At 39.9% G+C, this 11,942-nt stretch carries 6 protein-coding genes; 5 read left to right on the plus strand and 1 reads right to left on the minus strand.

Going from position 1 to position 11,942, the window contains the following annotated elements; all coding sequences use genetic code 11:
- Positions 1 to 25: 25 nt before the first annotated feature.
- Positions 26 to 3,004 carry a GEVED domain-containing protein gene (locus ACZ5L8_RS14180; RefSeq protein ID WP_464438325.1) on the plus strand — a complete coding sequence of 993 codons (2,979 nt, stop codon included), beginning with the start codon at positions 26 to 28 and terminating at the stop codon, positions 3,002 to 3,004.
- Positions 3,005 to 3,035: 31 nt separating this feature from the next.
- Here ACZ5L8_RS14180 and ACZ5L8_RS14185 read toward each other — a convergent pair whose 3' ends face one another.
- On the minus strand, positions 3,036 to 6,464 hold the full coding sequence (locus ACZ5L8_RS14185; protein WP_464438326.1) for a hypothetical protein: 3,429 nt from the start codon (positions 6,462 to 6,464) through the stop codon (positions 3,036 to 3,038).
- A 135-nt stretch (positions 6,465 to 6,599) separates the two neighbouring features.
- Here ACZ5L8_RS14185 and ACZ5L8_RS14190 point away from each other — a divergent pair, with 135 nt between their 5' ends.
- The 4 genes from ACZ5L8_RS14190 (at position 6,600) to ACZ5L8_RS14205 (ending at position 11,938) form a co-directional block, all read left to right on the plus strand.
- A complete protein-coding gene (locus ACZ5L8_RS14190) occupies positions 6,600 to 7,358 on the plus strand; it encodes an exodeoxyribonuclease III (protein WP_464438327.1) in 759 nt (252 codons plus the stop codon).
- Between the two features lie 14 nt (positions 7,359 to 7,372).
- A complete protein-coding gene (locus ACZ5L8_RS14195; RefSeq protein ID WP_464438328.1) occupies positions 7,373 to 8,332 on the plus strand; it encodes an OmpA family protein in 960 nt (319 codons plus the stop codon).
- A 127-nt stretch (positions 8,333 to 8,459) separates the two neighbouring features.
- Positions 8,460 to 9,179, plus strand: coding sequence for a hypothetical protein (locus ACZ5L8_RS14200; RefSeq protein ID WP_464438329.1), 720 nt, complete (start codon positions 8,460 to 8,462; stop codon positions 9,177 to 9,179).
- Entirely contained in the window at positions 9,176 to 11,938 is a 2,763-nt protein-coding gene (locus ACZ5L8_RS14205) for a TonB-dependent receptor (protein WP_464438330.1), read from the plus strand. The genes ACZ5L8_RS14200 and ACZ5L8_RS14205 overlap by 4 nt, the downstream gene beginning before the upstream one ends.
- Positions 11,939 to 11,942 lie beyond the last annotated feature (4 nt).

Consider the following 11,942-nt stretch of genomic DNA (forward strand, 5'->3'; position numbering starts at 1 on the left):
GGCTCAAGGCCAAAAATCTGCCCCTATGAAAAATGCCTATAATCTCCTTTTTATACTTGCCGTCTGTTTGGTTTCCTTTTCGGCGAAAGCCCAAAAACAAGGACCCGAAAAAATAGCAGGTCTTAAACTTGTGCGTGTTGCACCCAGTTTTGCAGAGCAGATGCGTAACGGTACGCTGCAGTTGCCAGGTGAGGAAGAAGAAAGAGAAGTAAACCCAAAGCGTAGACACGGCAATAGAGTCGTGCCAGGCAAGGGTTTTCCGCGAGGTGCAGATCCACTTATAGAGCAATTGCCTACCAGAAGTGCGACCAGAGCTCCTATGCAACCCATAATTCCAGATCTGGTTTTTGATGCAAAAGATGATTTTGAATTTGCGCCTACAGATCCTACCGGTGCCGTAGGACCTAATCATTATGTCGCAGCTTGGAATACAGGTTTTCGCATTTTTGATAAAACAGGAAATCCGCTAACACCAGAAGCTAAACTGGGGACGCTCTTTGAAGGGAATAACGCCGGTGACCCAATTGTACTTTATGATGCTGCGGCAGATCGTTTTATAATTACAGAATTTGAGGATGACGATTTTGAGAATGATGATGATCCTGATTATGATTATCAGCATGGTTTAAATATCGCTGTCTGTGCTGGTCCAGATCCTGTGAATGACGAGTGGTACATTTATACTTCATACGACACAGGGAAATTCCCAGATTATCCCAAATATTCTGTGTGGCATGACGGATATTATGTAACTGCAAATATTTATAACACCGAGAACCAAGTTTTTGTCATGGAGCGCGACAGTCTTCTTGCGGGTAAAGATGCAAGATTTGTGGGTTTCCCATTAACGGGCATTCAGGATATAGGTTTTTACAGTCCGCAATTCTTTAATGCAGGAAATCCTACTTTACCAGCTGGCGGCCCGGCAACTGTGGTTTATATGCAGGATGATGCATGGGCTGGTGTTGCTGATGATCATTTAAAACTTTGGGAAATCACAATGGATTGGCAAACCATTGAAAATTCTTCGATCTCTAACCCTACACAGATCACCACGGCAGATTTTAATAGCGTTTTTGATGGAGGTGATTTTGCAAACCTCACACAGCCTAACGGTCAAGATATAGATGCACTTCAAGCCACGATCATGAATCAGGCGCAGTTTAGAAAATTCCCTACGTATAATTCGGCTATTTTCAATTTTGTGGTTGATGTAGATGGTTCATCTAGCGGTGAACTTGCAGGGATACGATGGTATGAATTAAGGCAGGATGCAGAAGGCGCACCGTGGAGTATTTTTCAAGAAGGAACTTATGTTTCGCCATCAGGCGCAAATGCATTTGCCGGCAGTATGGTTATGGATGATGAGGGAAATATCGCTCTTGGTTACAGTACAGTTTCGCCCACACAAAGCGTTGGGATACGATTTACAGGAAGATATGTAAATGATCCACTAGGAGAAATGAGTGTGCCCGAATCTACGATCGCAAATAGTACCGGTAATAGCTCTTTTGAGCGGTATGCAGATTACACACACATGACGCTAGATCCTGTGAATGAAAGAGATTTTTGGTTCATTACAGAATATTTTAACCCAGACAGAGCAGATGTTGTTGCTAAATTTCATTTGCAACCAGATCTAAGAGATGATCTTATGGTAACACAAATTGTCGCTCCACAAACGGGTAACGTAGGCGCTTCAGAAGATGTGACGATCACGATAAGAAATAACGGCACAAATGCACAAAGCAATTTTGAGGTAACATATAGCATTGATGGTGGTACGGCTGTCGCCGAAAATTTCTCAGGTACGCTTGCTTTTAACGAAAGTGCAGACTACACCTTCTCCGTGCCAGCAGATCTATCTGTAGATGGTAAAATTTATACCATCACAGCAGATGTAAATCTTACCGGCGATGAAGACACTGCAAATGACGCTATCACAAAACAGGTGCAGAATATCTTTCAAAACGACATTGGCGTTTCCGCGATCTTGAGTCCAGATCAATATCCTGAAGGAACCACAACTGCAGAGGTAAGAGTAGAGATCACAAATTATGGTGATCAATCACAGACTAACTTCCCGGTGTATTTTAAACTGGATCAAAATGCGCAGATAAACGAAGTTTTTACAGATGTCTTGCCAGGACAATCTACAGCGATCTATTCATTTACACAGACCATAAATGTAAATGCAACAGGAACCTATGATCTTATTGCAGGCACAGATCTTAATGGAGATCAAGATGCTACGAATGATGAATTTTCTCTACAGATCATCAGAGAACTTTGTATTCCTCAAGGTAATTGTGAAGAATTTAATGATGGTGTTACCGAGTTCACGCTGGGCGAAACCACGATAACGACAGACTGTTCTGCTACTGGATACACAGATAACACCTCGACGATCATACCTGTAGATCTATCAAACAATCCATTTACAGGAACCTTGCAAACCGGCTTTGATGATAGCGCATATGCGTTTTTTGTAGATATAGATAATAACAACACGTTTGAAAGTGATGAGATGGTTGCAAATGGCCTTGTAGCGCTAGAAAACACAGATACTGAGTTCACGCTTACTTTACCATCTAATCTGCCCATAGGCGATTATAGAATGCGTGTGCGCGGCGAAGATGAAGATTATGACGGTGATGTTACAGACCCATGTGATGATCTAGAATTTGGCCGAATTAACGATTACACCTTGCGCGTCACAGCGTCAATGTCTGTAGAGAATAGCACCTTTGCCGGTGCGAATCTCGAGATCATTGAGCCAGAGAAAAATCATTTTACGATCACATTGCGCACCACAGAACGTACAGATGATCTCAAGTTTGCGATTTACAATCTTGCCGGTCAAACGCTGGCTTCAAACTGGATCTCAAATACATCAGGTAAATACACTTATGATCTTGATATGTCTTATGCTGCTTCTGGGATCTATGTGGTGAGATTGGGAGATGAGAGTGGTTTTGCGACAAAGAAGATCGCGGTAAAATAGGTTTTGCCTTTCGGCGAAAAGGACCCAAACCCTAGAAAAATGCACGAAGCTGCACTGTTCCTGTATGAATGGTGCGGCTTTTTTCGCTTTTTCTGCCAAAGTAATTTACATTGAGATCCAGGAATTTTGTCAAGCGCTTTTGAGCAAGTAAACTCCACGTGAAGTTTGATCCCGGCTGCAAACCTTCAAGCATTTGATAAGAAACCGGAGTAAAATTGCTGCCTTCAAAGTTGTTGTTGATGTATTTTATTTCGCCATTGAGCGAAATTTTACCCGCATTAGCATACGCAAAAGCAACGCCCAGATCTTGTTGTTTTAATAGCTCGCCATCGCCTAGCTGATTTTCCTTTTTGGCGAAAGCATAAAAACCCTCAATACGTGCTCTGTCGTTGATCAAGTAGGAGATCTTAGGGTTAAAAGACAGATTGTCGATCTTAAAATTGCGGCTTTCAAAATTCTCAGAAGTGCTTGCTGTACTGCCTAGCTCTGTCTTAAAATTGAAAATATAATCTTGCTTGATCTTATGCAGAAAATTGAGCTGATGACTTTTCAATTCATTCTCCTGCAAACCTATGCTCAACAGATTTTTTGTGGCTGTGGACAGATAGGTGTAACTCGTTGTGTAATGTTGTTTCCCGCGGTTAAAAAAAAGCGTGTTGCGTAGGCTGAGGTTGACGCCCAGTTCGCCAGCCGTTTCTGTAAAAGGATTGAGCTCAAAGCCGTCGCCGTTGCGCAAGATCTTCCTGTCTAGTAAATAGCTGGTTTGATTATAAAAGTGAGAAAGAAACTTCTTTAACCCTTGCTGACCGCTCCATTGCTGCGGATTTAAGGTTATGATCTGACTCAGTTTGTTTTGATGCGTTTTTACAAAAACACTATTAGGCAAAAGCACTTTTAAAAAATCTGCCTCATCTTGAAATTGCGCAATTTCAAACTCTTGCAATTGCTGTATTCCGTCGTTGTTGTAGTCAATCCAGGTGTGTGTTCCCTGACCTTCATCTACCCGTAAAAATGAATATTCTTGTTGCGGTAACGTTCCGCTGTTTGTTTCATAAACGGTGTTCCAGCGCAGTAATCTGTCAAACAAATATTGATCATACACCACTCTGGAGTTTAGCGAATTCTCATCAGCAATGTCCTCATTTGTATACTTCAGGCTGCGATAATTCACAAAAACACGTAGGGCTGTGTTCTTGCTTTTTATGAGTTGCGACTTTAAATAATACGTGTTGCTATGATTTACACGTGTTAGCTCATTGCCGCGCAAACTGTCGTTGTAACGCTGTCTGTAACCTATTTCGGCAAAAACGTTTGTGCTGTCACCTATTCCGGCGAAAGCCTCATAAGCAATAAACCGTTGCGAGAGACTGTCTTTTTGATCGATAAAGGTATTTAGTCGCTGGTTATTTTCTGTCTGGATTTTTGCGCCCAGCCACGTTTTTTTAAATCCCCTTACGGCGAAAGCGTTAAGCCTAAGAAAGTCTGTAGTTAAAGAATCTGACGAAGTTTTAAGCAAACTCCCGTTAAGAAACGCTTTGAACTTCTCGCGATTCACCGAAGCATTTACAAGATGTCTACTGCCCGAAAGTGTTGAGGCATAATCAAGATGCTCAAACTGATAATTATAATTCCCATACCGCGCTGTGTTGTAATTAAATCCACCGGTTGCCAGCGTGAGACCATCTAGTTGGCGTGTGGTGAGTGGTAAATTCCAGTCGCGATTAAACTCAATGTTATAGTTTCTCTCAATATTCTGGAAGTTAGAACCTATGTGATCTAAAGTCGCATACGCATCAAGATGTGTACTGTCGCGCGTACCAAAAACTAACTGCCTGCCTTCAAAATGCCCTGCAAAACCATTATTGTTGTTGTCGTCAAGTTGAGAAAAAAGGTTTTGATCATATTTACTTCCTGCAGCTTCAAAGGCAATGTGCGTTTTTTGAGAAGGATCATAACTTCCCGAAATGGTCGCTAACTGTATTTTATTAGGCGCTGTCAACTGAATTATAGGTTCAAAATCCCCTTGCGGGATGCCATTTACAGGAGCGATATATTCAAAGATGCGACTTACCGCAGCATTATCTGCAAGTATGTAATTGCCTTGATTTGCGCCCACTTCTGTAAATCTAACATTGTATAATTCTTCGCTTTCATCAGTAGAAAAAATGTAAATCGTGTTGCCGTTTACAAGTTCTTGACGATACAGAATTTTGTTCTCGCTATACTCATCGATCACGGCGCTAGGAGCGATCATTTGTGATGAGTTATCTCCGGCTTGCGCCAAAATTTCTACTTGCTCCCTGCTTAGGTTTTGCAATAGCGGTTGGTTTTTTGCATCATTCTCAGAGTACACACTTGCACTTATTTTGAATTTACCATTTGCGCTTTCATGATTTCCGCCGCCATAAGCGATAATTCTAGTGAAATTCTGCTCGCTGTATTGATATTCTACAATGATTCGCATCTCGCTGGTAATAGGGAATGTCGCATTGAATTTTAATTCGCCAGCATTATAATCTATGATGTAATCTTCATTCTCGCCACGTTGAAGCAAAACACCATTTACATAAACGCGTTCGCTTCCAGAAATTATGAGTTGGTATAACTCACCATTAGGGCCTGTAAGTTTATACGGTCCTTGATTACCTTCTTGCCCTTGAATGCTTGTACGATTATAAACACCTTTTACGATAGCGCCTGCGGCAAAAAGTTCTGTAGAACTATCATCATTTGATATATTTGCATTGATGGATAATCCTTGGATCTTCTTGGTGAATTGCCCAAAATATGAATCCTGATTTCTCAGATTAATGTCACCGGCTCTGATGTTCCAGTTGTCGCTAAAAAGCTCAATGAAGATTTGATCAAATTCATCTAATCTTTGTGAATAGCCATATTGCGTCTGCGGGATATTTGCATCTTGTAGCGAAGCTCTAATTCCTACTTTGTCACTTAATCTTCCGGTGATCTGTAAGTCCAGTTCAGAGTTTACTGTGCTATTTTGATTATTGCCCACAGTTACACCGCGCACAATACTTCCAGAAGTTTGCAGGCCATCAAAAGGCACAAAAGACCTATTGTTTTCTTCTTGTTGTATAGCATAGACTTTCTCTAACGCGCCGTTGTTATTCACGATGCGGTTTTTGTCGTAGAGAAAGTATTTTTTTGTGAGAAAATCTGGGTAAACTCGGTATTTAAAGATCAGTGTATCTTCTTCTGCTTGTAGATCTTTTTTGAAAGAAAAAATGGCTTTTCCATAATCTATGATATAGGTTGAGCTATCTAATGGCGCACCATTTTTCAAGTAAACGCTAAAAAAAGAATTGTTGATACTCACGCTATCAAGCACAATTGTATCTTGAATTGCCAGGCGTTTTACTCTTTCTTCAGGCGCGTTCTGCTCTTGACCCCAGAGGAGTGCAGGCAGCAACAGCAAGAGAAAAAAGTACTTATTTGGCATCAAGATAGTAACAGCAATAGAACTAAAAAAGTATCTAGATTTTAGCGAAAGATAAGAATAGTAGTTTTGGCTTTAAGCCAAATGAAAGGAAACTGGATTACAGTTCTTAATTTAGCACGCATACAAAGAAATTTCATGAAGATAATATCATATAACGTAAACGGAATACGCGCGGCGATGCGCAAAGGTCTTGTAGAATGGATGCAGCAGGCGCAACCTGATGTTTTGTGCTTACAAGAAACAAAGGCAAATAAAGAGCAGGTAGACCTGGCAGAGATAGAAGCTGCAGGATATCATAGCTATTGGTTTAGCGCGCAGAAAAAAGGGTACAGCGGTGTGGCGATCTTTACAAAAGAAGAGCCAGATCACGTAGAATATGGCACTGGCGTGGATTATATGGATTTTGAAGGAAGAAATATCAGAGTAGATTTTGGTGATATTTCTGTGATGAGTTTGTATTTGCCATCAGGAACTAATATTGCCAGATTGGATCACAAGTTGATGTTTATGGATGATTTTCAGAAGTATGTTAACGAACTGAAAAAGAAGCGTCCGAATCTTATCATTGGCGGTGATTATAATATTTGTCACGAGGCGATAGATATTCATGATCCTGTGAGAAATGCAAATGTAAGCGGCTTTCTACCCGTAGAACGCGAGTGGATAGGCAACTTTATAGATAGTGGTTTTACAGATTCTTTTCGCCATTTAAACAAAGAGCCGCACAATTATACCTGGTGGAGTTACAGAGCAAATGCGCGTGCAAATAATAAAGGCTGGCGTATAGATTATAATATGGTGAGCGATCCTATAAAAGAAAATATCAAAAGAGCCGTTATATTACCCGATGCAATGCACAGCGACCACTGTCCGCATCTGGTAGAAATAAATTAACTAACAACAAATTCATGATACAAAGAATCCTAACCATTATCCTTGCGGGGGGTTTACTAACCTCCTGCGTTTCTGCAAAAGTGTATAAAGACCTAGAGTCTAGATTTAGCACTTTGCAGGATGAAAATGCAGACTTGAGAGAAGATCTGGCTGCCGCCAAAAAAGAATGGAACAAATTTGAAAAGCAGTCACAAGAATTAGAACAAGCCTTAGCAAAAGCAACGGCAGAGCGTGATGAACTGCAACGCAAATACACATCTACAAAAACAAATCTAGATAATCTTCAAGAAAGTTTTGATGCGCTAGAAGCAAATAGTTCTGCAACAATCGCAGAAAATAGCCGAAAGAACAGAGAACTACTTAGCGAACTAGAAACGAAACAAAACGCCCTTGCAGAAGAGCGTGCCCAGTTAGACAAATTGCGTCGTGATCTCGCAGAGCGCTCACAACGAGTAGATGAGTTAGAAGGATTATTAGCACAAAAAGATGCAAAAATGCGTGCGTTAAAAGATGCGATAAGCAAAGCGCTAGTAGACTTTGAAGGTAAGGGATTAACGGTAGAGCAGCGCGATGGCAAAGTATATGTGTCGCTAGAGAATAAGTTGCTTTTTGACAGCGGTAGCTGGACCGTGGGAACACAAGGTAAACAAGCAGTACAGCAACTTGCCAGTGTTCTTGCTACAAATCCAGACATCTCTGTGTTGATAGAGGGTCATACAGATAATGTGCCTTACGGCGGAAACGGACCTTTAAAAGACAACTGGGATCTTTCAACAAAGCGTGCAACTGCAATTGTTGAGATCTTACTGCAAACCGCGGGAATTGAAGCTCAAAATCTTACAGCCGCAGGTCGTGGTGAGTTTGCGCCAGTAGCAACAAATGAAACCGCAGAAGGTAAGTCAAAAAACAGAAGAATAGAAGTTATTCTTACCCCAAAACTAGATGAAGTAACAAAATTGTTAAATGACATATAATTCTAAATATTAAGACTAATCGTTTTAGTAATTAAAATTAAAGTTATACGTTTAACGAGGTTTTGAGTTTTCAAGGCCTCGTTTTTCTTTTGGCGAAAGCCAAATAATCATCAATCAAACTTCTACTATGTTAAAACTATTTTTAACGCTTGTAGCTGTTTTACTCCTGCCAAATCTGATAACTTCTCAGGAGAGTCTCCCTTCTGAATATTATGAGTGGTTTGATAGTAAAATAGGTGTCGCAAACACACCGCTGTATAACGGGATAAGCTATACAGACCAGCGCCCATCTGTAGGTGAAAAGAACAAATATTTTCTTACCAGCGGCTTTGACCTTGGGAGCGTTACTTACTTCGGGCAGCCGTATTTTGGCGTAAGCCTAAACTATGATGTTTTTAATGATCAGTTGCTTTTTCAGCTTAAAGACGTTTTTGAGGGAAGTATTTTAAAACCTGTGCAAAATGAGGTGAGCTCCTTTACTCTTGGGAAGAATCACTTTATAAACATCAGGAATTTTGATCCTACTAAGCCTGCGGCTTTTTATGAATTGTTGGCCAAGAATGAGCAAGTGGCAATCCTAAAAAAACACCGTAAAACCGAGAAGAAAAAGCTGGATCGCGAAGTGACATATTATCAATATTTAGAAAGAGATCCTTTTTATTTCGTTTACACGAAAAGTACACTCACAAGAGTAGAAGAAGCTAAAGATCTGTATGAGGCTTTTGCCGAAAAGAAAGATGCTTTAAAAGCATTTTTTAAAGAAAGAAGATCACTGAAAAAGAATGACCCTGATGCATTTTATATACAGTTAGGTAATTTTCTTAACACTTTAAACGAGATGCGATGAAGAAGCTATTTACACTTTTGACCATCTTAACCATCACAGGGCTTTTTGCGCAAGAAAATCTACCACTTATCACAGCGCAGTATAATAACGAAGATCTGTTTGCGATTATTCTTGATATTGAGAAAAAGTCAGGCTATACATTCTATTTTTCTGAAGAATGGATGCAGGGACAATCAATAAACCAAGAATTTACTAATGCACCGCTAGACGAAGTTCTTGAAACAGTTTTTGAAGGTACAGCGCTTAACTACTTTCTCACAACTGATAAAAAAGTAATTCTCACACTCAATAATATTATCTACAGTGAGGTTCCCAGAGGATTCTTCCCAGAGGTAGATTCTACAGGTAATAAGACGAGTACTAATGCGGTTGCTGGTGATAGAGCTCCGGTTTTTTATAACAGCAGTTCACGATCTAGATATGCAAAAACCGTAAGAATAGGTAAGGCAAATAAAACTGATAATAGACAGCGCTACACGCTTAGCGGTAAAGTAACAAATGCAAAAACAGGAGAGCCTATCCCAGATCTTGCGATCGTTTCTCAAAATGGAAACGTAGGCGCTGTAACAGATGAAGCAGGTAAGTATGAGATAAGATTGCGTGCAGGATCTAATGTGCTTGAGGCAAAATCTATGGGTACCGAAACCCTTGTGCAAGAAGTTATCATGTATAATGACGGCACACTTAATATGAGCGTTAACGAGAATTATGAGCAGCTGGGAGAGATCTTTCTTGATGCTCAACTTAACGAGAATGTTGAGGATGCTACCGCTGGAGCGGAAGAAATAGATGTTGAAAATATCAAGAATATTCCGCTGGTGCTGGGAGAGCGAGACATCTTTAAAGTGGCAACCACGTTGCCTGGTATCTCTAGTGCAGGAGAAGGAGCAGCAGGTTATAACGTGCGTGGTGGTAAAGTAGATCAAAACCTGATCTTACTCGATAACGGAGTGATTTATAATCCCACGCATTTCTTTGGGATCTTTTCAGGTATTAATCCATTTACAACAGCAACTGCCGAAATTTATAAAGGACATATTCCGGCGAAATTTGGTGGGAGATTGTCATCTGTTTTTGACATTAAAACAAAAGATGCTAGCACAACAGATTTTAATGGTGAAGCTTCTCTGGGTCCTGTTACAAGTAGCTTAATGCTTCAAACACCTGTGGTTAAAGAAAAGTCTGGATTGCTAGTTGGGGCAAGAGCAACCTATTCTGATTATATCTTAAAAGCGCTTAATGAAGAATCTTTAAAAAATAGCAGCGCTTCATTTTATGATGTGAATTTAAAATACAACCACGAGATCAATGAGAAGAACAAGATCGTTGCGACAGGTTATTTTAGTAAAGATCGTTTCAGCATAACATCAGATTCATTGTATGGTTATCAAAATGCCTTAGCCACATTAAATTGGCAATGGAAGATCAACGATAAAAATAGAGGTGAAGTAACGTTAAGCCATACAGATTATAGGTTTGATATTGATTATGAAAGTGAAAGCAACAATAGTTTTGCCCAGAATTATGCGATCAATGAAACAAACCTCAATGCAGATTTTACATACGTTCTTAGCGCAAATCATCAATTTGATTATGGTCTTTCGACGAAATTATATAATGTAGAACCGGGTAAGCGTGAGCCTAAGAATAACTCTGATATTGAGCCTTTAGATATTGAAGATTCCCGCGGATTAGAATCTGCTATTTACATATCAGACAATTTTAAAGTAAGCGATAAGCTGCTTCTTAATCTTGGTTTGCGATACTCAATGTATAGCGCTCTGGGTCCAGGAACAGAACGTGTTTATGAAGATGGTTTGCCTAAAAGTGATGCAACAGTAACTTCAACAAACACGTATGAGAACAATGAGTTTATTGAAACATATGGCGGTCCTGAAGTAAGGGTTTCAGGAAGGTATCTCTTTACAGAGGACTTTTCGGCGAAAGCCAGCTACAACAACACTTTGCAATATGTGCACACGCTCTCAAATAATACAACGCCAGCACCAACAGACACTTACACTTTGTCTGATTCTAATATAGAACCGCAACGCGCGCAGCAATACTCGCTGGGCTTTTATAAGAACTTAAACGAGGCAATGTATGAGCTAAGTTTAGAGGGTTTTTACAAAAGCAGTGAGAATGTGCTAGACTTTAAAACAGGATCTAATCTTTTCTTAAACCCCAATGTTGAAACCGAAGTTCTGCAAGGTAATGGTAGATCGTATGGTGTAGAGTTTATGGTTAAGAAAACTAAGGGTGATTTTAATGGGTATTTGAGTTATACATATTCGCGGTCTTTTATACAGTTTGATAGTGATTTTAGCGAAGAGAGAATCAATAAGGGTGAGTATTTTCCATCAAATTATGATAAGCCGCATGACCTTAGTGTAGTTGCAAATTATAAGTTGACAAGGCGCTACAGCTTCTCTGCAAATTTTGTGTATCAAACGGGGCGTCCTGTGACATTTCCTATAGGTAAATATCAATTTAATAATGGGGAATATGTGTATTACAGTCAGCGTAACGAATTTAGAATTCCAGATTATTATCGTCTGGATCTAGGCGTAAATATTGAGGGAAATCATAAGAAGAATAAACCGGGACATAGTTTTATAAATATTTCGGTCTATAATGTGCTGGGAAGAAATAATCCTTACTCAGTTTTCTTTGTGACTAAGAGTGGAGAGGTTAAAGCATATCAAAGTTCGATATTCTCTGTACCGGTGCCAACGATCACCTATAACTTTAAATTTTAGGAGC

The organism is Leeuwenhoekiella obamensis, assembly GCF_055391795.1.

Coding starts and splice junctions, on each gene's coding strand:
- ACZ5L8_RS14180 (WP_464438325.1), top strand. CDS start 26: ATGAAAAATGCCTATAATCTCCTTTTTATACTTGCCGTCTGTTTGGTT.
- ACZ5L8_RS14185 (WP_464438326.1), bottom strand. CDS start 6,464: ATGCCAAATAAGTACTTTTTTCTCTTGCTGTTGCTGCCTGCACTCCTC.
- ACZ5L8_RS14195 (WP_464438328.1), top strand. CDS start 7,373: ATGATACAAAGAATCCTAACCATTATCCTTGCGGGGGGTTTACTAACC.
- ACZ5L8_RS14190 (WP_464438327.1), top strand. CDS start 6,600: ATGAAGATAATATCATATAACGTAAACGGAATACGCGCGGCGATGCGC.
- ACZ5L8_RS14205 (WP_464438330.1), top strand. CDS start 9,176: ATGAAGAAGCTATTTACACTTTTGACCATCTTAACCATCACAGGGCTT.
- ACZ5L8_RS14200 (WP_464438329.1), top strand. CDS start 8,460: ATGTTAAAACTATTTTTAACGCTTGTAGCTGTTTTACTCCTGCCAAAT.